Annotated in this window: 22 protein-coding genes; 12 read left to right on the top strand and 10 right to left on the bottom strand. The window is 49.4% G+C overall.

Annotated elements, in window-relative coordinates; translation table 11 throughout:
• Positions 1-32 precede the first annotated feature (32 nt).
• From AC2YIT_RS29895 to AC2YIT_RS29870, 6 genes are read left to right on the top strand one after another with little or no spacing between them, the layout of a single operon-like run.
• Positions 33-1,076, top strand: a complete 1,044-nt coding sequence (locus AC2YIT_RS29895) for a DUF3500 domain-containing protein (protein WP_430851515.1) — start codon at positions 33-35, stop codon at positions 1,074-1,076.
• A gap of 39 nt (positions 1,077-1,115) precedes the next feature.
• On the top strand, positions 1,116-1,364 hold the full coding sequence (locus tag AC2YIT_RS29890) for a hypothetical protein (RefSeq protein ID WP_487281609.1): 249 nt from the start codon (positions 1,116-1,118) through the stop codon (positions 1,362-1,364).
• On the top strand, positions 1,349-1,648 hold the full coding sequence (locus AC2YIT_RS29885; RefSeq protein ID WP_487281608.1) for a type II toxin-antitoxin system RelE/ParE family toxin: 300 nt from the start codon (positions 1,349-1,351) through the stop codon (positions 1,646-1,648). The genes AC2YIT_RS29890 and AC2YIT_RS29885 overlap by 16 nt, the downstream gene beginning before the upstream one ends.
• Positions 1,649-1,654: 6 nt before the next feature.
• Positions 1,655-2,320 carry a pseudouridine synthase gene (locus tag AC2YIT_RS29880; protein ID WP_430851521.1) on the top strand — a complete coding sequence of 222 codons (666 nt, stop codon included), beginning with the start codon at positions 1,655-1,657 and terminating at the stop codon, positions 2,318-2,320.
• Positions 2,321-2,370: 50 nt separating this feature from the next.
• Positions 2,371-2,742, top strand: coding sequence for a YccF domain-containing protein (locus tag AC2YIT_RS29875; RefSeq protein ID WP_487281607.1), 372 nt, complete (start codon positions 2,371-2,373; stop codon positions 2,740-2,742).
• Entirely contained in the window at positions 2,739-3,728 is a 990-nt protein-coding gene (locus AC2YIT_RS29870; RefSeq protein ID WP_487281606.1) for an NAD(P)H-quinone oxidoreductase, read from the top strand. Before AC2YIT_RS29875 ends, AC2YIT_RS29870 begins: the two co-directional genes overlap by 4 nt.
• Here AC2YIT_RS29870 and AC2YIT_RS29865 read toward each other — a convergent pair.
• Positions 3,703-4,476, bottom strand: a complete 774-nt coding sequence (locus AC2YIT_RS29865; RefSeq protein ID WP_487281605.1) for an alpha/beta hydrolase — start codon at positions 4,474-4,476, stop codon at positions 3,703-3,705. The genes AC2YIT_RS29870 and AC2YIT_RS29865 overlap by 26 nt on opposite strands.
• Before the next feature lie 49 nt (positions 4,477-4,525).
• A complete protein-coding gene (locus tag AC2YIT_RS29860; protein ID WP_487281604.1) occupies positions 4,526-6,493 on the bottom strand; it encodes a TonB-dependent receptor plug domain-containing protein in 1,968 nt (655 codons plus the stop codon).
• 68 nt (positions 6,494-6,561) lie between these two features.
• On the opposite strand from AC2YIT_RS29860, the gene pdxR reads away from it, so the two are divergent.
• The 4 genes from pdxR to AC2YIT_RS29840 all read left to right on the top strand — a co-directional run bounded on the left by pdxR (position 6,562) and on the right by AC2YIT_RS29840 (position 11,669).
• Complete coding sequence (pdxR, locus tag AC2YIT_RS29855) at positions 6,562-8,049, top strand: MocR-like pyridoxine biosynthesis transcription factor PdxR (protein WP_487281603.1); 1,488 nt, start codon at positions 6,562-6,564, stop codon at positions 8,047-8,049.
• A gap of 76 nt (positions 8,050-8,125) precedes the next feature.
• The gene (locus tag AC2YIT_RS29850; RefSeq protein WP_487281602.1) at positions 8,126-9,478 is read left to right on the top strand and encodes a D-arabinono-1,4-lactone oxidase; all 1,353 of its coding nucleotides are present in this window, start codon (positions 8,126-8,128) and stop codon (positions 9,476-9,478) included.
• Positions 9,479-9,690: 212 nt separating this feature from the next.
• Entirely contained in the window at positions 9,691-10,365 is a 675-nt protein-coding gene (locus tag AC2YIT_RS29845; protein WP_430851535.1) for a TetR family transcriptional regulator C-terminal domain-containing protein, read from the top strand.
• 2 nt (positions 10,366-10,367) lie between these two features.
• Positions 10,368-11,669, top strand: a complete 1,302-nt coding sequence (locus tag AC2YIT_RS29840) for an ABC1 kinase family protein (RefSeq protein WP_487281601.1) — start codon at positions 10,368-10,370, stop codon at positions 11,667-11,669.
• Positions 11,670-11,696: 27 nt separating this feature from the next.
• Here the strand turns inward: AC2YIT_RS29840 and AC2YIT_RS29835 are convergent, their stop codons facing one another.
• Genes AC2YIT_RS29835 through AC2YIT_RS29820 form a run of 4 tightly spaced genes read right to left on the bottom strand, consistent with a single transcriptional unit; the run spans position 11,697 to position 16,361 of the window.
• Positions 11,697-12,896, bottom strand: coding sequence for an AI-2E family transporter (locus AC2YIT_RS29835; RefSeq protein ID WP_487281600.1), 1,200 nt, complete (start codon positions 12,894-12,896; stop codon positions 11,697-11,699).
• 25 nt (positions 12,897-12,921) lie between these two features.
• The gene (locus AC2YIT_RS29830) at positions 12,922-13,374 is read right to left on the bottom strand and encodes a GNAT family N-acetyltransferase (protein WP_487281599.1); all 453 of its coding nucleotides are present in this window, start codon (positions 13,372-13,374) and stop codon (positions 12,922-12,924) included.
• 57 nt (positions 13,375-13,431) lie between these two features.
• Positions 13,432-14,442 carry a T9SS type A sorting domain-containing protein gene (locus tag AC2YIT_RS29825; RefSeq protein WP_487281598.1) on the bottom strand — a complete coding sequence of 337 codons (1,011 nt, stop codon included), beginning with the start codon at positions 14,440-14,442 and terminating at the stop codon, positions 13,432-13,434.
• Positions 14,443-14,492: 50 nt separating this feature from the next.
• Positions 14,493-16,361 (bottom strand): hypothetical protein, encoded by a 1,869-nt coding sequence (locus tag AC2YIT_RS29820; RefSeq protein WP_487281597.1) that lies wholly within the window; start codon positions 16,359-16,361, stop codon positions 14,493-14,495.
• 223 nt (positions 16,362-16,584) lie between these two features.
• On the opposite strand from AC2YIT_RS29820, the gene AC2YIT_RS29815 reads away from it, so the two are divergent.
• Positions 16,585-17,532 carry an MBL fold metallo-hydrolase gene (locus AC2YIT_RS29815; RefSeq protein WP_487281596.1) on the top strand — a complete coding sequence of 316 codons (948 nt, stop codon included), beginning with the start codon at positions 16,585-16,587 and terminating at the stop codon, positions 17,530-17,532.
• A gap of 43 nt (positions 17,533-17,575) precedes the next feature.
• On the opposite strand, the gene AC2YIT_RS29810 is transcribed toward AC2YIT_RS29815, so the two are convergent.
• The 4 genes from AC2YIT_RS29810 to AC2YIT_RS29795 all read right to left on the bottom strand — a co-directional run bounded on the left by AC2YIT_RS29810 (position 17,576) and on the right by AC2YIT_RS29795 (position 21,107).
• Positions 17,576-18,475 (bottom strand): DUF72 domain-containing protein, encoded by a 900-nt coding sequence (locus AC2YIT_RS29810; RefSeq protein ID WP_487281595.1) that lies wholly within the window; start codon positions 18,473-18,475, stop codon positions 17,576-17,578.
• A 72-nt stretch (positions 18,476-18,547) separates the two neighbouring features.
• Positions 18,548-19,063 (bottom strand): cupin domain-containing protein, encoded by a 516-nt coding sequence (locus tag AC2YIT_RS29805; RefSeq protein ID WP_487281594.1) that lies wholly within the window; start codon positions 19,061-19,063, stop codon positions 18,548-18,550.
• A gap of 274 nt (positions 19,064-19,337) precedes the next feature.
• Positions 19,338-20,405: a branched-chain amino acid aminotransferase gene (locus AC2YIT_RS29800; protein WP_487281593.1), complete on the bottom strand. Its 1,068-nt coding sequence runs from the start codon at positions 20,403-20,405 to the stop codon at positions 19,338-19,340.
• Positions 20,406-20,546: 141 nt separating this feature from the next.
• Complete coding sequence (locus tag AC2YIT_RS29795) at positions 20,547-21,107, bottom strand: cob(I)yrinic acid a,c-diamide adenosyltransferase (protein ID WP_487281592.1); 561 nt, start codon at positions 21,105-21,107, stop codon at positions 20,547-20,549.
• 109 nt (positions 21,108-21,216) lie between these two features.
• On the opposite strand from AC2YIT_RS29795, the gene AC2YIT_RS29790 reads away from it, so the two are divergent.
• Positions 21,217-21,729: a hypothetical protein gene (locus AC2YIT_RS29790; protein WP_487281591.1), complete on the top strand. Its 513-nt coding sequence runs from the start codon at positions 21,217-21,219 to the stop codon at positions 21,727-21,729.
• Positions 21,730-21,737 lie beyond the last annotated feature (8 nt).

Here is a 21,737-nt window from a genome sequence, read left to right as displayed (position 1 = left end):
CATTAATAGGGATTTATTTCAAACCGGACATTATGAAAAAGCTATTGCTTTTGGGGACTATCTTGAACCTCTTGAGTGGAACACAAGCGTCGGCCCAGAAGAATGAAGAGCTGGCCCACGAAATGCGTGACGCCGTAACCACATTCCTGAAAGTCCTCACGCCCGGGCAACGGCAGGAAACCGAACTTCCCTACGCCGATCTGGCCCGTTTCGACTGGAATTTTACCCCGCGCGCCCGCAAAGGCATTACTTTCAAGAGCCTGACGCCTGCCCAGCGTAAAGTAGCGATGGCCATGGTGCGCGTGGTGCTTAGCCAGGAAGGTTACAGTAAAGCCGAGCAAATTATCGACCTGGAAAATGTATTGCGGGTTGTGGAATCCCGCCCCGCCAACGACACCTACCGTGATCCCGAAAATTATGCATTCCTCGTGTTCGGCACGCCGGGTAACGATCCATGGGGCTGGCGGATGGAGGGGCACCATTTGTCGCTGCATTTTTCGTCGATCGATAACCAGGTTACCTACACGCCGAGCTTTTTCGGAAGCAATCCGGGCCAGGTAATGGCCGACGTGCCTCAGAAAGGCAAGCGGATCCTGAAAGCTGAGCAAGACTTAGCATTTGACCTGCTGCATACCCTCGACGCTTCTCAACTCGAAAAAGCAAACCTCGGCGCCAAAGCGCCCAATGAGATATTTACTTCCAATGCCAGAAAGGCCTCGCTTTCCAAAATGGAAGGCATTGCCATGGGGGAGCTGAACGCGGCACAAAAAGCGGCATTTAGAAAACTGATTATGGCCTACCTGCAACGCTACCACGTCACGCTGAAAAACCAGCAATGGGCCGAACTCGAAAAGAACGGTATAGACAAAATCCACTTCGCCTGGCTCGGCGACCAACAGCCTGAGATAGGCACAGGCCACGGCCATTACTACCGCATCCATGGTCCGACGTTTCTCATTGAGTTTGATAATACACAGAATGGCGGGAATCATATTCATTCGGTGGTAAGGGATTTGACGAGTGATTTTGGGGAGGATTTGTTGCAGGCGCATTATGAAACGGGGCATAAGAAGTGAGGGAGGACAAGGGAAAAACTCGTATATTCGGATAAACAAATGCGAAATAAGATGTCTGCAACAGGGTTGAAAGAGCGATTGATTGACAGGATCAAAGAGATCGATGACGAGGATATTCTGGCCGAGGCTTACCGGTTACTGGGAACGGATCCCGATTTGGAGGAGCCTTACCCATTGAATGCTGAGCAAAAGGCTGCTATTGAGGGAGCGAGAGCTCAAATCAAAAGCGGGAACTACCTCACCGATAATCAGGCCGACAAAGAAATAGACGAATGGCTAAACAAATAATCTGGTCTGCCAGAGCACACACTGACCGAAAACACATATTGGAGTACTGGATTAACAGAAATAAATCAAAAACGTACAGCCGGAAGCTTAATCGGCTTTTTAAGGAGGCTGTGCAGTTGGCTGCGATACATCCCAAAATAGGGAAGAGAACCGATGTGGAAAATGTCCGTATCAAGATCGTCCGGGACTATTTTATCATTTACGAAGAAACCGAATCGGAAATACATATTCTGACAATTTGGAATAGTCATCAGGATCCGGAAAATTTGGAGTGGGAATTTTAAACATACATGACTCCGACACCGCACCGCTACTTCATTATCAACAAGCCTCCCAACATGGTTTCGCAATTCGTCAGCTCGCATGATGTGCGGTTGCTGGGCGCGTTGGATTTTGAATTTCCCGAGGGGACGCATGCGGTGGGGCGGCTCGATAGCCTTTCAGAAGGCCTGTTAATCCTTACTACTAATAAAAGAGTAACCAACCTGCTTTTTCTGGGAGAGGTGCCGCACAAGCGCAAATATTGGGTGAATGTGGGCCACATTGTGCCTCCCGAGACAGTGGAGCTTTTGCGCACAGGCATTCCTATCCGTGTGAAGGGGGGTGGTTATTACGTTACAGCGCCTTGTGAGGTGGAAATCATCGACCGGCCTGCGATTTTGAGCAAACATAAAAATGAAACCCAGCCCGACGTCCCGAATACCTGGCTGAGCATTACGCTCACAGAAGGTAAGTACCACCAGGTGCGGAAGATGGTGCGGGAAGCCAATCACCGCTGCCGGCGCCTTATCCGTGCCAGTATCGAGGATTTGGAGCTGGGCGATCTGCCGCCGGGCGGCGTGAAGGAGATTGAAGAGGAGGAGTTTTTCAGATTGCTGAAAATAGAAAACTGGAAGTCAGCGATTTCGTCCGACAATTTTTTGTTGGAGCCGTCCATCGAAAATCCTGCATATTAGCGGCAGACAGCATTAGTTTTAATCCACATTCATATTAAACTGATCGCGTCATGAACCTCATTGGAAACATTATCTGGCTTATTTTCGGTGGATTTGTCGTTTTTCTCGAATATATGGCCGCCGGGTTGGCGCTCTGCCTGACCATCATCGGCATCCCTTTCGGTGTCCAATGTTTCAAAATAGGTATTATGACGCTCTTTCCTTTCGGGCAGCATGTGCGGGAGGTGCCGGGTGACTCAGGATGTTTATCGACCATCTTCAACATCGTCTGGATTTTTCTCGGCGGAATTTGGATCGCGCTGACGCATTTGGTTTTCGGGATTCTGCTCGCGATTACCATTATTGGTTTGCCGTTTGCAAAACAGCATTTTAAGCTGATGAGCCTCTCTTTTGCTCCTTTTGGGAAAGAAATTTATTCATGAAAGCTATCGTCATCGCAGAACCCGGCGCTCCGGAAGTGCTGCAAATCCGGGAACGTGCAACGCCGCGACCGGGTGTATCTCAAGTGCTGATTAAAGTATACGCCGCGGGCGTGAACCGGCCCGACGTTTTCCAGCGAAAAGGAAATTATCCACCCCCACCCGGTGCCCCGCAGGATATTCCCGGATTGGAAGTAGCCGGTGTGATCGAAGAAGTGGGTGCCGACGTTACCGAATGGAAGCCCGGCGATCGTGTGTGCGCATTGCTCGCAGGCGGAGGTTATGCGGAATACACGCTAGCGCAGGCGGCGCATTGCCTGCCCTCACCTCCGAACCTGGATTACACGGAGGCTGCTTCATTGCCCGAAACGGTGTTCACCGTTTGGCATAATGTGTTTCAAAGAGGGCAATTGCAGGCCGGAGAGCACTTTCTGGTACACGGCGGTAGCAGTGGCATAGGCATTACGGCAATTCAGCTGGCGAAGGCATTCGGTGCGAAAGTGTTTATTACGGCGGGCTCCGATGAAAAGTGTGCGGCCTGTGATGCATTGGGGACCGATATTAGTATCAATTACAAAACTTCCGATTTCGAAGAAGTGCTGAAAAAGCTGGGTGTGGATGTGATTCTCGACATGGTGGGGGGGGATTATATTCCTAAAAACCTGCGACTGCTTCGCGAAGAAGGCCGGCTGGTTTTTATCAACACCATGAAAGGCAGCAAAGTGAAGGGCACCGATGAGGTGGATTTTGGTCTGATTATGCGAAAACGCCTGACCGTCACCGGCAGTACGCTGCGAAACCGCGATCATGCTTTCAAAGCTGCTTTAACTTCTGATATTCAAAAACACGTGTGGCCGGTTTTGGAAAAAGGAGTTTTCAAACCGGTGATTGCGCAGACATTTCCACTGGCAGAAGCGGCAAAAGCACATGCATTAATGGAAACCAGCGATCACGTCGGCAAGATTATTCTGGTGAATGAATGGTCGTGAGCCGGTCGTTGAGGATTTTTGAAATCTGGTCGGCCTGCGCATAAACCATCAAATGGCCGCCGCCTTCGATGATAATATCCGGTTTCACGATGATGATCGGGATGAGTTTGTCGGCCGTTCCGTGGATGTGAAATAGGTTTTCGACCCGCTCTTTTCGATCCCAGCCGCTCATGCGTGTCAGCGCCCATTTCAGGAACTTGCTGTCGGTGTCGTGCAGGATCTGTTTGAGCAGCTGTTTCAATTCAGGGGTATCCGCTCCGAAATAGTTGTAAGTGATCCGGTTGGCCGATTTGAGCAACGGCGCCGATAATGGCGACATTAACAGGAATTTGATCATGGCCTGGTAAAACTTCGAAAGCGGAACGCCGGTTGACATACTCGAAATGAGTGTAACCTGCTGCGGACAGGCGATATCCGCAATTTCAGAAGCTACAACGCCCCCGAACGAAAGCCCCACCAGTTGGAAAGGTTGGGAGGTGTCAATTTGTTTGACCAAACGGGCCGCATAGTGCTGCAACGACTCTTTTTTCAAAGGCCTTACCCATTTGATATACTTCACATTCAGCCTCGGGTCGAGCTTGAGTTTGGTAAATACGCGCTCGTCGGCACCGAGGCCGCTGATAAAATACACGTTCATTTTCTTCACAGAAACGTCTGTTGCTGCGCTATCAGGCGCGCTTATCGCTCTTGTGCCGGAAAATGAAAGGAATGCCAATAGAAGACAGGAGTTACGTATATTCGAAAACATGATGGAGTGCTTTCACTTGAATATACGAACTCCTGCAAAAATAATGCCGCTATTTTGCAAAATTGAACCGCACGCCGCCCATCACCCATCGCCCGGGCATTACAGAACCGAGAATATCGCTGTATTGCTTGTCAAAGGCATTGTCGGCCTGGATAAATATGCCCAGCTGGCGTTTCAGGAATGCATATTCGGCTTTGACGTTGAGTATAAAATAGTTTTTTGAAATAGCCGCTTCGATTGCCGAGGCTTCCCGTTCCGCCCGTTTTTTGTACAGCCCGTTTGTACTAAGTGAAAAACCGCCGACCTGGTAAATGGCAGAGAAATTGGCGAGGAATTTCGCATGCGACGATAGGTAAAATGACTGGATCTGACTTTTGTTGTCACTATCGAGCCAGGTGAGACCGGCGTTGAGCAGCAATTTCTGGTTGTCGCCAATGGTGTTCGCCGATTGGATATCCAGTTCGAAACCGGTAGTATTCACCTCGGCAATATTCAATGCGAGGCCGAATGTCCCCGTGGGCGAAAGATTATCCTTACGCGGCATTTGGGCGTATGGAGTCGTCACATAGTCGATCAGGTCTTTTTGGCGGCGCTGGAAAAATGTGCCGGAAACTTTAAGCTGTGCAGCCGGGCTGCTGGTCAGGAACCAATCAGCGCCTGCTTCGTAGCTGAACGAGCGCTCTGCTTTCAGATCGGGGTTGCCAACGCTGCCACCCGTGACGAGTTTCTTCGCGTAGTTGTTGAAACGTTCCGTAAAATCGGCGTCGCGGATCGTCTTGCCGGCGCTTGCGCGTAGCTGCCAGCCGGCTTTTTTGAAAGAAAAATTGATTTGAGGCGAAACCTCTGTCCCGATACGCTCGCGCCAGTCCATGCGCACGGAAGGCGTTACTGTAAAATCCCCTCCAATATTCTGCACGACCGATACAAACGGCGCAAGCTGATTGAGCGTATGGTTGCCGCGGTCGTTGGATTTGATATTACGCTGCTGGAAATTGACACCAGCGATCAGATTAGTGTTGGAAGTAATGCCTTGCTGTAAAGTCGCAAGCCCTTGCCATAACTTCGATTTGCTGCTGTTGGCAAGGGAATGGGGGTTAAACAGGTAAGTGTCCTGCACCGATTTAAAGCCGCCGTCGATCGAGAACGCCGTTTTGTTTTTCTGATAACCGAGTCTTACCTGGTTCCACGACATTTTGACTTTCTCGCTGGCGGTGTCGGATTTTAAAACGGTGTAGAAATTCTGGGCCGCAAAATCGCGGTGGTCGTAAGAACTGCGAATAGCGAGGTTCCAGTTTGGCGAAATGGCATAGCTCAGTGACAATGAAGCGGTATTGTTGTGAAAATAACCTTTGATACCGCGCTGCTGTACACCGGAAGCATTGTTGGAAAGAAACCCTCCCGAAATGGCCAGCTTGTTCCGCTGCACAAATGCGCCCGCATTGGCGTTGAACAACCCATATTCACCGGCGCTGATGCCTCCGTTTACTTGCGTTTTTTGTATTGAATTACTTTCTCCTGCATTGTTTTGCCTGGCAGCGATCAGCCGCGCTGCGAAAGTTTTGGAAATGACGTGAATCACGCCACCCACGGCGTCGGAACCGTATAATGCCGACGAAGCGCCTTTCAAAACCTCGATCCGCTCGATCTCTGCGGGTGAAATTGGAATGTAGCTGTTAAAATGTCCGGTATTAGGATCGTTGAGGCGGATACCGTCGAGTATCACAAGTACTTGCTGGAATGTACCGCCGCGTAAAACAATGTCGCTCTGCGAACCTTGCGGGCCGCGGGCCTGTATTTCGACGCCCGGCACATAGCGGAGCAAGTCATCGATGCTATGCACCGGCAGTTGCTGGAAATACTCTCCTTTGATGACGGCAATGTTGCGGCCCGTTTGTGATGCACGCTTTTCGACGAGGGATGAAGTGACCGTAACCGGGTCAAGTGATATTTCCTGCGCCGGGGCCAGGTTTGTGATGAATGATAATAACAGAGTGGTGCCTAAGTAATGTAGTTTCATAGAGTGGGATGATTTCGATACAAAACTACTATCTTGCCGGCCCGTTTATATGCTCCGGTTTGAATCTAATGAGTAGTCCGGTTGAAATACCATTCAAAAATGTGATCCTGTTGGACCGTGGGTCCGGCACACCTGTTTATCTGCAAATTGCGCACCAGATGATCAACGCCATTCAGCGTGGCGTGCTCGTGACGGGCGTGCAACTGCCTGGTACCCGTGCACTTGCGGAGATGCTCGAAGTGCACCGCAAAACCGTCGTGGCCGCCTACAATGAACTCGATGCACAAGGCTGGATCGAAATGCTGCCGAACCGTGGTACGTTCGTGACCCGGAAGAGTCCGGTAGTGAAGGGCAGCGCATTGCCGGCGAATGTGAGCGACTTGAAGCAATACCCGCAGCAAACCGGCTTCGCATTTGAGGAAAGTATGCTGCTCGACCGCCCGCTGTCGCTTTCGCGTGTGGACCTGGAATTTACGGACGGCCTCCCGGATGTGCGCCTGGCGCCTATGGACAAACTCGCGAAGGCCTATTCCAGCGTTTTAAGAAGAAACAACAACCGGAAATACCTCACCTATTCGCACGTTGAAGGGAATGTATGGTTCCGCGAGCGGCTGGCGACCTATCTGAACAATACCCGTGGCCTGCATATCGGTGCGGAAAATATTATCACTACCCGCGGGATTCAGATGGGTATTTACCTCGCATCGACATTGCTGCTGAAAAAGGGTGACAATGTGGTGGTGGGTGATTTGAGCTATTACGTCGCCAATATGATTTTCCAGCAGGCTGGTGCAAATATTCTTTCGGTGCCTGTGGATGATCAGGGGATTTCTTTGGAAGCCGTGCGGCAACTGTGCGAGCGAACGCCGATCCGAATGCTGTACATTACGCCCCATCACCATTACCCCACGACGGTCACACTCAGCGCCGAGCGGCGTGTGGAATTGCTCAATTTGTCGGTGAAATACGGATTTATTATCCTGGAAGATGACCACGACTATGATTTTCATTATAACAGCAGTCCGGTGTTGCCGCTGGCAAGCGCGGATGGGACGGGGATGGTTGTTTACGTGGGCTCATTTTGTAAGGCGCTGGCTCCGGGGTTGCGTTCGGGCTATGTAGTGGCGCCGCAGAACCTGATCCGGGAACTGGGCAAAATGCGGCGGATTATCGACCGGCAGGGCGATCTGATGATGGAACAGGCGTTAGCGGAACTGCTTGATGAGGGCGAAATCCAGCGGCATATCAAGAAAGCCCAGAAAGTTTACCATCAGCGTCGTGATTTGTTTACCGAACTATTGGAAAATGATTTCAAACCTTACCTGACGTTTAAAGCCCCGCCGGGCGGCCTGGCGATCTGGACGGAATGGCGGCGCGATATTAACCTCATGCGCGTGAGTAAAGAGTGCCTGCGTGGAAACCTGCATTTGCCGCAAACATTGCTATTCCAGACCGGGCGCCTCAGCGCGATACGGCTGGGGTTCGGCAGTCTGGATGAGAGGGAGTTGCGGGAGGCTACTTCCATTCTAAAAGCAGCGCTGGAAAAGACCAGCTAGCGCAGTAGTTGGAATGCTGATTTATTCAATTAATTTGGGATAAATTCCTATTCGTGCATTCCAACACGACTTCCGCATGAACAAACGTACTTTCATTAAACTTTCATCCGCATTAATGACGGCTCCTTTACTTTCTCCACTGAGCGGCTGGGGCAATAGCGACAAGCTCCGCAACTGGGCAGGCAACCTGGAATACAGCACTGAAAAACTCGATTTGGGTAAAAACTTGCAGCAGGTACAAACGCTTGTCAAGAAATACCCCAAACTGAAAGTGCTCGGCACGCGGCATTGTTTCAACGACATTGCGGATACGAAAGACCAATTCATTACCGTCGTCGGTGGAGAGGAGGTGATTGATCTGGATACCAAAAATAAAACCGTGACTGTCAACGGCGGCCTGAAATATGGGCAGCTGGCTCCTTTGCTGCACCAGAAAGGCTTTGCATTGCATAACCTGGCGTCGCTGCCGCACATTTCCGTCGCGGGTGCATGTGCGACGGCTACACACGGGTCGGGCGAGAAGAATGGGAACCTGGCGACGGCCGTGTCGGCCATGGAGATTGTGACAGCCGACGGGGAGGTGGTGAAGTTGAGCAGGGAGAAAGATGGGGAAAAATTCAATGCGGCGGTAGTGCATTTGGGTGCGTTAGGTGTGGTGACGAAGGTGACGCTGGATGTGCAGCCGACGTTTTTTATGGCTCAGGTCGTGTATGAAAATTTGCCTTTAAACCAGCTGAAAGAGCACTTTGACGAAATTGAATCGAGGGGAGATAGCGTAAGCCTTTTTACAAACTGGGCTACGGAAGACATAACGGAGGTATGGATAAAGTATAAGACGAATAGTGACAAGCCTTTGAAAGCACGCCCGGACAAGGAGCTTTTTGGAGGAAAACTAGCTACCAGAAACTTGCATCCGATCCCCGAACTTTCAGCCGAGAACTGTACCGAACAAATGGGTGTGCCGGGGCCGTGGTACGAGCGTATGCCGCATTTCAAAATGGGTTTCACGCCCAGTAGCGGTAAGGAGCTTCAAACGGAATACTTTGTGCCACGCAAGAATGCCGTGGATGCGATCCTGGCCATTTCCAAAATGGGCAGCCAAATCAGCCCGCATTTGTTTACATCGGAGGTAAGGACAATCGCGGCGGATAATCTCTGGTTGAGCCCGTGCTACAAGCAGGATTCCGTGGCGATACATTTTACCTGGAAACAGGATTGGCCGGCTGTGAGCAAGCTGCTGCCGGTAATCGAGAGGGAGCTGGCGCCGTTCAGCCCACGGCCGCATTGGGGTAAGTTGTTTACGATTTCGCCCGGTTTGCTGGAAAAGCGGTATGAGAAACTACCGGAGTTCAGGGAGCTTGCTGCGCAGATGGATCCGAAAGGAAAATTCCGCAATGCGTTTCTGAATTTGAATGTTTTTAAAGCATAGTATGGCGCGAAGCTCTTGCTTCGTACAACCTATTCGCAGGCCTCCGGCCGGTCGGAAAAAGCGATTTACGCGAAGTCGCTCACCTGACCGGCCGGAGGCCTGCGAATAATGGGTATGAAGCAGGAGCTTCATACCAACATCAGGAATTAAATAGCTAGTCCGAGCGTTTACTTTAACGTGACTCATCTTCCATAAGTAAACAAATACTTCTGATGGCTACCAAAACGAAGGCACTACCACCGATAAGTGTGGATCTCACCGCCGACAAGATTACCGAGTTATACATGCATTACTGCCTGGAAAATCACAAGAAGCCGGAATCGGTTTACCTGTTTTCCAAGGAGCACGGTTTCGCTGAAAAGGATTTTTACAAGTTCTTTACTTCCATCGATTCGCTTGAAAGACGCGTTTTTGTGAGTTTTCATAACCTGGCTGTAAACCTGATCAACCAGAGCGGAGAGATCGAAGGGGTCGGTTTCAGGGATAAGTTGCTGGCTTATTACTTTACGCTGGTTGAAATCCTGACTGCAAACCGCAGCTACGTGGTTTTTGCATTAAAGGAGGAAAAGAACAGACTCAACGGCATTCTGAAGCTGAAAGAATTCCGTAGCAGTTTCAAGGATTATATCCACGAAATCAGCGACGGTTACCTGAAAGCCAAAAGCGAACGCATTCGCAAGGCTCAGCAGGACGCCTTGGAAGAAGGTGCGTGGATTCAGTTGCTGCTCACATTGAAATTCTGGATCGACGACGAATCCGTAGGTTTTGAAAAAACAGACCTTTTCATCGAAAAATCGATCCGTGCCACATTCGACCTGATAGATACGACGCCTCTCGAGAGCGTGATCGATTTCGGGAAGTTTTTGATTAAAGAAAAATTGAAGTAGGAATGGAAACAATTGACAGTATCCCTACTTCCAAAATAAGGCGTGCGACCCGGCTTATTTCGACGGGGGTCAAGATTGGGGGGAATTATCTGAAGTATTACGGCGAAAAAATTACCAGTCCTGAGACGGCGCGTGACAATCTCAACAATAACAATGCAGAGGATATTTACGATAGCCTCAAAAGCTTGAAAGGCAGTGCATTGAAGCTTGCCCAGATGCTGAGTATGGAGAAGAATTTCCTGCCGCAGGCTTATGTGGAGAAGTTTTCGCTCTCGCAATTTTCAGTACCGCCGCTTTCGGCGCCTTTGGTGGTGAAGACTTTCCGGAAATACTTCGGAAAATCGCCTCTGGAATTGTTTGATACATTCAATCCGAATGCGATCAATGCGGCAAGCATCGGTCAGGTGCATAAAGCGACACATGGACGAAAAGAACTGGCGGTGAAAATCCAGTATCCCGGCGTGGCGGAAAGCATTTCTTCGGACCTCGCGCTCGTGAAGCCAATTGCCATGAAAATGTTCAACATTCAGGCGAAAGATTCGGATAAGTATTTCAAAGAAGTCGAAACGAAGCTGACGGAAGAGACGAATTACATTCTTGAAATAGCCAATAGCACCGAAATCGCCGAGGCTTGCGAGCACATTCCGAATCTGCGTTTTCCGAAATACTATCCTGAATTTTCCAGCGAGCGTGTGATCACGATGGATTGGATGGATGGCGTGCATTGGTCGGAATTTTGCAAAACGAATCCGGACCAGGCAACAGCTAATAAAATAGGTCAGGCATTGTGGGATTTTTACATGTTCCAGGTGCATCAGCTCCGCAAAGTACACGCCGATCCGCACCCGGGCAATTTCCTGATCGATGAAAACGACAACCTCATCGCTATCGATTTCGGCTGCATCAAAGAAATTCCCGAGGATTTCTACGTCCCGTATTTCGAGCTCGCCGAGCCTGAAAATCTGAACAATCCCGCAGTTTTTCATGCCAAACTGGTTGAGCTGGAAATCCTGACAGAAAAAGATACCCGGGCGGAAACCATCTATTTTTCGAATCTTTTCAGGGAAATACTCGCGTTACTGACGCAGCCGTTTCAGGCCGAGACATTCGATTTTTCGGATGAAGAATTCTTCCTGAAACTCGCCGCATTGGGCGAGAAATATGCCAACGACAAAGAGCTGCGCAAAATGAACATGAATCGTGGCTCGAAACATTTTATTTACATCAACCGCACATTTTTCGGGCTGTTCAGCCTGCTGCATGACCTCAAAGCGGTGGTGGATACCAAGCAATTTGTAAGCTGACACCAATCATAACCGGTCGTGGAATTTTCACGACTGGTTTTCTTTTTCCTCTTCAGGGGCGCCTGCCGCAGGGGCGCCTGCCGCCGGATCGCCTGCCGCAGTATCATCGCCGGTCGCCGGATCGCCGGCCGTCACTTTTTTCAGATTCACGAAACGGAACAGGTTGTTATTGGCCTGCTCGGGCGTTTGGTCACCGAGCAGGATACCCCAGGGTTCGAGTCCCGGCACCCGGTCGAAAATCACTTTCATCATGGCAATCACCGGAATGGAAAGGAACATCCCCGATAATCCCGCGAGCGCGCCGCCCACGAGTACGCCCACGATCGATACCAGTGCGTTGATACGTACTTTGGAGCCGACAATGAACGGCACCAGGAAATTGTTGTCGATCACCTGCACGGCTATAAATACCCCCACAACCCCCAGCAGCACATCGATTTCGGGATGGCTGATGAACGTCACCATTACCGCCAGTGCGGTCGCAACAAGGCCGCCGATATAGGGTACCAAATTGAGGATTGCGGCCATTACGCCCAGCAAAATTGCATATTGTACATTCAAGATCAGTAATCCAGCGGAGTTGAGGACTGCCACAGCGGTCGTTTCCAGCAAGAGTCCTACCATGTAACTCTGGATAATGGATTTGATCTCTCCCAGTATCTCCAGCACGCGCTGTTTTTGCTCTTCCGCGAAGAGCACTACTGTGAAATGGATCAGCATCGCACGGTAGTAGAGCAGCAGGAACGTATAAATGGGGATAAGGATCAACGTGCCGAGCGGCCCCGTTACTACCCCAAGTGTTTCTGGCCCCTGGAAAGTTTCGAGCGTTTTGCTTTGAGCATTCTTCAAATATTCGGCTTGCTGGCGGTAGCTTACACTGTACTCGCGGCGTATCCAGCGCCGCGCATCGCGGTAGAAAAGGTCGATGTTCCTTTTGAGTTTTGGCCATTCGTCGGAGAAATCGGCCAGTTGCATGGAAATAAGTACTGTTACCGCCGAAACGATCAGGACCGCGATCAGCAATGCCAGTGTAATAGAGAGCAATTTCGGTATTCCGATTCGAATAAACAGGCGCTCGAGAGGTCGGAGCAGCACGGCCAGCAGCCCGGCCAGTGCCAGCGGCACAACAATATCCTGCCCAAGATAAATCGCGAGCATAATGATCCCGATCGCGAGGAGGGTTAGGGCGAATTTTTGATAGAAGGGATGGGGGGCGGTGGTGTTCACGTTACGCTTGGTGCTGTTGACGCGCTTAAATTAAATCTTTCCCCAAACAAACACTCCGGGACTCCTCAGGAAATTCTCCGAAATGCGGAATATTGGTATAGCCCAGCCTCCGGTATAATGCAATGGCATCCGGTTGGCCTTTGCCGGTCTCGAGGATTATTGATCCGTAACCCAGTTCTTTTCCCCATCTTTGAAGCTCATGGACCATCATTGAGGCGATGCCTTTGCCGCGGAATCCGGGTTTTACAAACATTCGTTTTAGCTCGATGCGGTGCGTGTCGAATTGCTTGATGCAGCCACAGGCAATGGCTGCATCATTTTCATAAGCCAGTATAACTGTCGGCAGACGGGTGATGCGGTTGTATTCTTCGTAATCTTCCTTGTTGGTGTTGTAAATGCGGCACAGCTCGTCGTCGAGCTCGCTGGTGAGGTTCTGGAAATCGGGATTGTCGCTGGTGGTGCGGATGATGTGAAACATGCCTTGGTTGATGATTTTCGCGAAGGTACACTTTGCCCCTGAGAAATGGACCAGGGATCACCTTGCAACTACGATCCTCCACATTTTGGTTTCGTTATTGCTTTTAGCTATTTCGACTATGTAAATGCCTGAAACAAATCCGGTTAAGTCAATTCGGTCAATTCGTTTCCTGCTTGAATGATAGACTTGTCTTCCTTTGTTGTCTCTGATTATTATGTGCTGTATTTTACTCCAATCTTCGGCTTTGACGTTCAAAAAGTCGTTTGCGGGATTGGGAAAGACCAGCTGCGGCTGAAATTCGAACCTCAGATTGCATATGGCACTGTAAGTCGCTGACCCATCAATGTCGATCATGTGGAGGCGGTAAAGATTTTGGCCATTCAACGGGTCGGTGTCTGTAAATGAATAGTCTGTCCGGGTCTTAGAGTCACCTTTTGCGGGAACGCTGATGAGCGTCTGCCAATTTTTACCGTTTCCGCTGCGCTGCACATCGAAATGGCTTGCATTCATTTCTTCCGTTGTCGTCCAATTCAGAATTGCCGTCTCTTCTTCCTTTCTGGCCCTGAATTCTTTCAGTGTCACCGGAAAATTTATCTGAACAGGAATTGCAGCCATAGCGTTGTCATTTGCGGTATAGTTGCCGTCTGTCTGAGGCCCCTGTGATCCCAGGGTCGCCGTTATTATCCCTACACCGGCCCCATTACCTTGAACCTGAATCAGAAAAGAAATGCATGAGGTATTAGGCAAGGCCGTGTTTGCCAGAAGGCGAACCGTATGATTCCCGGGATCATTCGTTGAACTTTGGATGGTAAAGCCGGTGAGGGCTGATCCATCTATGTTTGTTATCTCTTTCAGTACAAGGTTATCCGGGAAACTGATTTGCGGCCTTGGCTTGTCACTTGGAGCGGTGGTGCTTGCTGTATGGCAATTGCATATTTTGACTTCCACCTCACCTTTTGTCTTGTCCAGAATGAAAGCTTGCTGCGGATTGAGGTTGATGTCGAGGTCTTGTGTGAAGCCGTAATGCACGCATAGCGTCATTAGCATCGCCTGTATAATTACTTTCATTTTGACAATATGGTAAGGTTTTATAGAGCGCAAACTTGTGGATGGGGGCATTAGTTTGTTGAGACAGCCGTTACAACCGCGTTGTTGTAGCCATTTTTCTCTCCACCAGAGTTAGTTACGATAACAGCCGTCAAATTTTGTGTAATGCCTGCCGGCTTGTCTGCCTTTCTTTTGATTTTAAAACCTATTACCGATACGCTGCTTGCCGGAAGGGCCACGTTTGAGCTGGCCGTAATGAAATTGTCGTCTTCAGAAAAACTCCAGTTGCCATTCGTGTTGTTAATGCCTCCGAATACGCCGGAAACTCCACTGCTTGTTGGGTAGGTAATGTCAAATGCACCAATCTTGTTAATTCGGAAGGAGACATTTCCGTTAGTGCCGAACCCCGCAGTTTCATGAAGATTGATGACAAAGTCCCTTTCCGCACCTTCATTAAAGTTTAGTCCGTCAATGTCAAGAGAAACGCTTAATTCTGGCGCAGCGCAAGGAGTGGTAACATTGATGTAAGACGTTGAGACATTGGTGTTGTAGCAACCATAAGTGAGATCGTGTGCAAAAACATAGTAGGTGCCAGTGGTAACCGCGGCGGGGTTGTCTACTTTACCGGTAGTATGGTCCGGGCTGGTAAACCATTCAATAACGGTATTCGGTGGCAAGCTTAGCGGCTGGGGAAGGAAACTTGTCAGATCAGCTGTTTGCATCGGGCAGGCAATATTGGCATTGGATCCGGAAAGAGCGATCTGGCTTGAAGGATTGTTGGGATTGTTGCAGCAAATTGTAGCTGCGGTAACCGAAAATGCGGAGCTTAACAGAGCCTTGTTGGTGGAATAACAGTTACCATTGGGGTTAAAATAGAACGCGTAGTAACTACCTATCGGAGCTTGAGTCGGGTCGGCAATCATTGGGCCGACATGGCTGTCGTTGTTAAACCACCGGACCTCGTAGGGCGATTGCGCTTCCTGGCTTTTCAGATTGAATGAGCTTTGATCGACACAGTTGATGGCAGCGGAATTACTTTTGAGCGTAGCTTGAGTTTCGGTGACGTTGAAGGAAAATGCAGCCGAAGACATTTCTGTATTATAGCATTCGTAAGAAATGTTTTCTCCCTTATAAAATGCATAATAGTATTGGCCAACAGGTAATGGACTTGCCTGAGAGGCTTGTTGAGTTGTTAACGTCCCCCAAGCCACATCGGGGTTCTTTTTCCATATCACCTGTGCGCCAGGCGGGATGGGTAATTGTACATTTTCGTAGAGATTTTCTGTCGCACAGGAAAACGGTGTTACATCCGAATCTCTTATGAATTTAACCTGCCCGCCGGGAATCTTGCATGTAAACGGCCTTGAGTAAATATCAAAGTTTACATACCCGGTGCCTGCATTACAAGCTCCGTAAAGTGTAAATTCGAGTTGCGCGTTCGTAGCTGTAAAGGTTATCTCCTGTAATAACCATTGATGGATGTTGCTCGCGTCGAAAGTGGTTACCTTAGTAGCAATAATCGCCGGAAATTGATCAGTGGTGGCAACGCGCAGGGTGGCACTGGTACCATAATGTGTAGACTGCTCCTTTGAAGAAAGTACATAGTACTTTAGAGTGTATTGGAACCCCGGGACGAAGCCTCCTGAAACGACTGAGACTTTGGCGCTTTGATTGCCAATACTCTTTAATGAGACAAATACGCCATTAGTGTTGGGGAAAAGTACTTCATTTTTGGAGGGAGGCTCTGGAACTCCGAAAGCCCACGAGACACCAGGATAGCCAACGATATTCGAAATGGCCGGCTCTCCGGAAACGATGCTATATCCGGATGGCGCACAGTTGCTGCACACCGAACTTGTAAAAGTTTCCGGAAAAACCTGGCCATAGGTAGAATGGATACCTATTATGCAGATGGCCAATACGCGAAGAACTTTTTTCATAGAGCAGGTTTTTTAATAGGTGTTGCGCTTTTTACAATCAGTATTACTAATTACAGCACTTATTGAAAGCTTGTTAAAGATGAATGAATATCCGGCTGGCGCTAGTTAATATTTGGTTCCAACGGTGCATTTGAATACAATGCAAGCCGAGAGTACTCGCATACGTATGAATTTTACGCTAACGTCCCTTAGCTTTGTCGGGACGTTTACCCCCTACCTATATATGTTACGTAATTTCTGTTTGCTGATATTCCTCCTAGTATGCTTCCCCGTTTCTGCGCAAACAGGTTTTCAGATAATTCCATTAGGCGTCAATGGCGGCGCAACTGATGGAAATCTCTCCGCATACATGCTCGCCCCTGCGGGCTCAGACGCATACGTATGCCTGGATGCGGGCACGGTGAGTAATGGGATCGAAAAAGGAATTGAGAAGAAGGCGTTTAAAGTAAATGCGGAAACAGTTCTGAAAAAATACATTAAGGGCTACCTCATTTCGCATCCACATCTCGATCATATATCAGGAATGATTATCAATTCGGTGGACGACACGGTGAAGCAGGTTTACGCGATGGAGCATTGCATTAGTGTGATGAAAGCGCATTACTTCAACTGGCAAAGCTGGCCTAACCTGGCAAATGATGGCAATGCCCCCGCGTTGAACAAATACCGCTACCAACAGTTGACGGAAGGTGTCGAAATACCGGTTAAGGAAACGGAAATGTCGGTGCAGGCATTCCCGCTGAGCCATTCGAAGCCCTATTCGAGTACGGCGTTTCTGGTGAGGCGTGGTGACGAGTATGTCCTCTATTTTGGTGATACTGGCCCGGATGAAGTGGAGCAGACTGACCATATGAAACGGGTTTGGGCCGCGGTCGCGCCGCTTGTGAAATCGGGAAAATTGAAAGGCGTTTTTCTGGAAGTTTCCTATCCGAATGCGCAGCCTGACCGCCATTTATACGGTCACCTGACGCCGAAATGGTTTATAAAAGAGTTTGAGGTACTGGGGCGACTTGCCGGAAAGGAGCACTTGCGGAACCTGAATGTGGTCGTTACGCACATTAAACCCGTAGGAAATAATGAAGAAACGATCCGAAAGGAATTGGAAACAGCCAATCATTTAGACCTACGATTGATCTTCCCCGAGCAAGGTGTAAAATTTGACCTGAAATAGAAGTTAAAAAGGCGGACACCGATGCATCGATCCCGCCTTTTTGCTATTTGAATAAACTAACCTGCCCGCTTGCGACCCTCGGGTCATAAGGAACTTGCAGTTCCATTCCCAGTTCTTTGTTCAACTTTTGGATCAAATATGAAGATAGCAGCGGAGAGGCTTCTTCGTGGTTCTGATGCACGAAGAAGTAGATATTCTGAATACCCTCGTCGATCCAGAGTTTCAATCTTTCAAACCAGTCGTCCAGGCGCGTGTAGTCAGAATCCACGTTGGCACCGTTATAGCGGATGAATGCGGTCGGAGTGGTGAGCCGCATATGCAGCAGGTCACGACGGCCAGCCGAGTCGGTGACGATATGCGCGATGTTTTTCTTTTCGAGCAGGCTGTATAACTCTTCGCTATCGAAAGAGTCGTTGTACCAGCCTGTGTGCCGCAGTTCCAGCGCGAGTGGAAAGCCGGAGGGCCATTCTTCCAGGTATGCTTTCAGTATTTCCCAGTTTTTAGGACCAAAATTGTCGGGCATTTGGAGGAAAAGCATGCCGAGTTTATCCTGCAAGTGGGCAATACCGTCGAGGTAAATGTCGGTCGGCTCCTTGGCATCTTTCAGCCTTTTCCAATGGCTGATGCCCTGGTGCAATTTGGGGAAGAACTTGAAGCCCGCAGGTGTTTTGGCATACCACGATTCGATGGTTTCGACAGGAAAATTATTGTAAAAGGTCGCATTCAGTTCGATGCTGTTGAACTGTGTGGCATAATAGGCCAATTCGTCTTTAGTGCCTTTGGGGTAGAAACCTTTGAGATCGGTTTTATTCCATTTGGCGCACCCGATGTAGATTCCGGGTTTCCCGCTCTTTGCCGCATTGAGCAGTGCTTTATTGGCGGGATTGTCGGGTGGTAATGTAAAATCTATTTTGTCGGCGTCGTCAACTTTTCCAAATTTCATGACTGGTCAGGTTAGGATGAGTAAGAACCGATCCGACAGGCCACTTCGGCCTGCCGGACATGGATAATGGCATTATCTTCCGAAATCGTCCTGCACGCGAACGATATCATCTTCGTCCGAAGGGTTGGCAGGGTCGGTATGTTGCCAGATTTCAGCTACAAAACCCCATTCATTTACACCCACAAGGCGGTGGCGTTCTCCTTTTTTGAGGTTGATAACCGTGCCGATAGGCAGTTGCTGCAATTCGGTCTCTTCGTCGGTATCGCTGATCACGATGCCGGCGCTTCCGCCGATTACTTTCCAGATTTCGGCACGGCGGTGGTGGTATTGCCATGAAAGGCGTTTGTTGGGAGCCACCACGAGAATCTTGGGGCTCAATTTTTCATAACCGGCAAAGTCGGCGAGCGACAGATGCGGGAAAAATGTAGAGATGAATTTGGGGGCCTGGCTTTCGTCGAGTACGAAGAAACCACCCCATGGGCGCGAATGATCTTTGGCTACGACGGTGAATCCTTGCTCATCTATAAACTGTTGTACTTTTTCAAAAACCTCATTTTTATCGGCATTAGCCGCAAAAGATTGTATCATGACCGTGAGTAATTAGTAATTCAGGTGAATTTCAAAATTAGGATAAAAAACAAAAAAATGCCCCAAATATTCAGGGCACCTTTTGAATTATATCTGCTAATTTTTCCTATTTGTGCCTTGCGGGAATCTATTCGCGGACGTTTGCGCGAATGAATTTTGAATGAGTGAATGAGTGAATAAAAAAGAGTTCAAAGCTTTGGGATAACCCTTGGCTTTGAACTCTCCTATGAATTCGCGGCTGTCTTACACGTTCACAAGTTCACACATTCAGTCATTAAACTTTCAGCATCCAGCCGAAGATATCCTGTTCTTTACCAGTGCGCAGGTCGGTCAGATAAGTTTTTACTTTACTTACGAACGAGTCTTCCTTGATTTCAGGCAATGCGTAATCCACGCCTTCGTACGCGATCGTTGCGAACGGAGAGATTACTACCGCAGTTCCGGCCCCGAATGCGGCTTCGAGTTTACCGGCTTTCAATGCATCGATGATTTCTTTTACGCTGATACGGCGTTCTTCCACAGGAATACCCCAGTGCTCTGCGATCGCCACGATGCTTTTGCGGGTAATGCCATCCAGCGTGGTTTCAGAAACGTGCGGAGTAAGCAGTTTACCATCCAGCATGAACATGATGTTCATCGTTCCCGATTCTTCGATGTACGCATGATCGCGGGCATCGGTCCAGATCAACTGGTCGTAACCTTCCTGCTGGGCCAGTTTCGCCGGGTAAAGCGAACCTGCATAGTTGCCTGCGCATTTGGTAGCGCCTACGCCACCTTCCGCGGCGCGGATGAAATGCGTCTCTACTTTCACGCGCGGAGGTTTGGCATAATAGGTGCCTACCGGGCTCGTGAAAATGATGAAATAGTATGATTCCGATGGCTTGACACCGATGTAAGGGTCGGTAGCAAACATGTATGGGCGAATGTAAAGCGAGCAACCGGGTTGCGAAGGCACCCAACCTGCATCCAGGCGGAGCAGTTCGGTAAGGCCGTTCATGAAAATTTCTTCCGGGATCTGCGGCATGCAAAGGCGCTCAGCCGATTTGTTGAGGCGTTTCCAGTTGTCGATCGCACGGAAAAGCAGCACTTCGCCTGCGTCGTTTTTGTAGGCTTTCATTCCCTCGAAGATAGCCTGACCGTAATGTAGCGCGGCGGTAGCAGGGCTTAGTGAGAGGTCGCCGTAAGGGACGATGCGCAGATCTTGCCATTGTCCGGCTTTGTATTCGGCGATAAACATATGGTCGGAGATGTTCCGTCCAAAAACGAGGTTGTTGAAGTCAACCTCCTGCAAACGGGATTGGGTGGTTTGCTGAACTTCTATTTGTACTGTGTCGGCTGTCATGATGCCAAAAATTTAATTTTTCAAACGCTTTCCGAAGCTTATCCTTGGAGAGAGGCGGGATTGGGAGATCCCGGCGCACTCGCTCTAAGTCCCGCAATTTAAATAATTTAATCTACAAATAATTGATATTTAGTATAACAATTATTTTTGCCGCGGAACCCTCGGCTGCCATGTGATTTCTTCAATTCCGAGTTCATGCGTCATCGCCCGGCAGAGCATAAAAAGGTAGTCGGAAAGGCGGTTGAGATAGCGGATTACGATGGGTTCCACTTCCTCACCCTGCTGCAAATGGATCACCGCCCGCTCGGCCCGGCGGCAAACCGTCCGCGCGATGTGTCCGAAGGATACAGAAGCGTGACCGCCCGGCAGGATGAATGCCCGCAGTGGGGGCACCCGGGTGTCGATCAGATCCATCTCCTTTTCCAGTAGCGCAATGTCTTCGTCGAGCAAATCGGGAAGAATTTTCTTCTTTTGGTCGGATTCTGAAGCCAGATGTGCGCCGATCGTGAAAAGACGGTCCTGGATTTCTTTGAGCAGGTCTTTCCGGCCTTCGTTCACCGGCTGGTCGCGAAGCATTCCGATGTAGCTGTTCAGTTCATCGACCGTCCCGTATGCGTCTATGCGCACGTGTGCCTTACTCAGGCGCGTGCCTCCGATGAGAGACGTGGTGCCTTTGTCACCGGTTTTGGTGTAGATTTTCATTGTGGAAATTAGGTCTTTGCTTTTTTCAATTAGGTTTTAGAAACTCCCCGACCTAATTTTGCGGCTTGATTTACTATGGCGAAAAGACCTCTATTTAGGTTACCAATTCATGAAAGTTACAACATTTGCAATAAAGATCTGGCGCTGGGCATCTTTATTATTCGTTATCGGGGCGCTCGTTTGGACGTATTCGCTTTTCCCCGAAATGGTGGCCGTCGACTTCGCGGATAGCGGACTCGCGGAGCGTTACGTCGAAAAAGGACACATTTTCTATATCGTAATGGGCCTTTTTCTGCTCAATAACGTGGTGATCACGGGCATCGCCCGCCACATCCCGAATGTTGACCCGATGAACCTGCCTATCCTGAAACGCAAGGAGTGGGCGCAGCACCGCGCAGAGCTCAACGAGCACCTTACCAACTGGCTTTTCTGCCTCGTGGCGGTGATCAATACAATCACTGGTTTCAGCTTGCTGGCATTGGCGACGATCAATAGCACCAATTACAAAATGGACGTGTTCGATTTCTCCTGGCTGTATTATGCAAGCCTTGCGCTCGTTCTGGCTGTATTCCTGCTTCCATTGCGCTTGCTGTGGCCGCCTGTGCACGACGATAAACTCTAATATTGCCG

It is taken from the genome of Dyadobacter sp. SRI_021, from assembly GCF_057586235.1.
Note: the sequence above shows the minus strand (reverse complement) of the source record. Positions and strands in the feature narration are given on the sequence as shown.

Excerpts from the sequence above, each read along its gene's own strand:
- AC2YIT_RS29875 (WP_487281607.1), top strand. The coding sequence starts at position 2,371 with ATGAACCTCATTGGAAACATTATCTGGCTTATTTTCGGTGGATTTGTC.
- AC2YIT_RS29895 (WP_430851515.1), top strand. The coding sequence starts at position 33 with ATGAAAAAGCTATTGCTTTTGGGGACTATCTTGAACCTCTTGAGTGGA.
- AC2YIT_RS29885 (WP_487281608.1), top strand. The coding sequence starts at position 1,349 with ATGGCTAAACAAATAATCTGGTCTGCCAGAGCACACACTGACCGAAAA.
- AC2YIT_RS29850 (WP_487281602.1), top strand. The coding sequence starts at position 8,126 with ATGAACAAACGTACTTTCATTAAACTTTCATCCGCATTAATGACGGCT.
- AC2YIT_RS29795 (WP_487281592.1), bottom strand. The coding sequence starts at position 21,107 with ATGAAAATCTACACCAAAACCGGTGACAAAGGCACCACGTCTCTCATC.
- AC2YIT_RS29820 (WP_487281597.1), bottom strand. The coding sequence starts at position 16,361 with ATGAAAAAAGTTCTTCGCGTATTGGCCATCTGCATAATAGGTATCCAT.
- AC2YIT_RS29810 (WP_487281595.1), bottom strand. The coding sequence starts at position 18,475 with ATGAAATTTGGAAAAGTTGACGACGCCGACAAAATAGATTTTACATTA.
- AC2YIT_RS29830 (WP_487281599.1), bottom strand. The coding sequence starts at position 13,374 with ATGTTTCACATCATCCGCACCACCAGCGACAATCCCGATTTCCAGAAC.
- AC2YIT_RS29845 (WP_430851535.1), top strand. The coding sequence starts at position 9,691 with ATGGCTACCAAAACGAAGGCACTACCACCGATAAGTGTGGATCTCACC.
- AC2YIT_RS29805 (WP_487281594.1), bottom strand. The coding sequence starts at position 19,063 with ATGATACAATCTTTTGCGGCTAATGCCGATAAAAATGAGGTTTTTGAA.
- AC2YIT_RS29815 (WP_487281596.1), top strand. The coding sequence starts at position 16,585 with ATGTTACGTAATTTCTGTTTGCTGATATTCCTCCTAGTATGCTTCCCC.
- AC2YIT_RS29790 (WP_487281591.1), top strand. The coding sequence starts at position 21,217 with ATGAAAGTTACAACATTTGCAATAAAGATCTGGCGCTGGGCATCTTTA.
- pdxR (WP_487281603.1), top strand. The coding sequence starts at position 6,562 with ATGAGTAGTCCGGTTGAAATACCATTCAAAAATGTGATCCTGTTGGAC.
- AC2YIT_RS29825 (WP_487281598.1), bottom strand. The coding sequence starts at position 14,442 with ATGAAAGTAATTATACAGGCGATGCTAATGACGCTATGCGTGCATTAC.
- AC2YIT_RS29800 (WP_487281593.1), bottom strand. The coding sequence starts at position 20,405 with ATGACAGCCGACACAGTACAAATAGAAGTTCAGCAAACCACCCAATCC.
- AC2YIT_RS29865 (WP_487281605.1), bottom strand. The coding sequence starts at position 4,476 with ATGTTTTCGAATATACGTAACTCCTGTCTTCTATTGGCATTCCTTTCA.
- AC2YIT_RS29860 (WP_487281604.1), bottom strand. The coding sequence starts at position 6,493 with ATGAAACTACATTACTTAGGCACCACTCTGTTATTATCATTCATCACA.
- AC2YIT_RS29890 (WP_487281609.1), top strand. The coding sequence starts at position 1,116 with ATGCGAAATAAGATGTCTGCAACAGGGTTGAAAGAGCGATTGATTGAC.
- AC2YIT_RS29840 (WP_487281601.1), top strand. The coding sequence starts at position 10,368 with ATGGAAACAATTGACAGTATCCCTACTTCCAAAATAAGGCGTGCGACC.
- AC2YIT_RS29870 (WP_487281606.1), top strand. The coding sequence starts at position 2,739 with ATGAAAGCTATCGTCATCGCAGAACCCGGCGCTCCGGAAGTGCTGCAA.
- AC2YIT_RS29880 (WP_430851521.1), top strand. The coding sequence starts at position 1,655 with ATGACTCCGACACCGCACCGCTACTTCATTATCAACAAGCCTCCCAAC.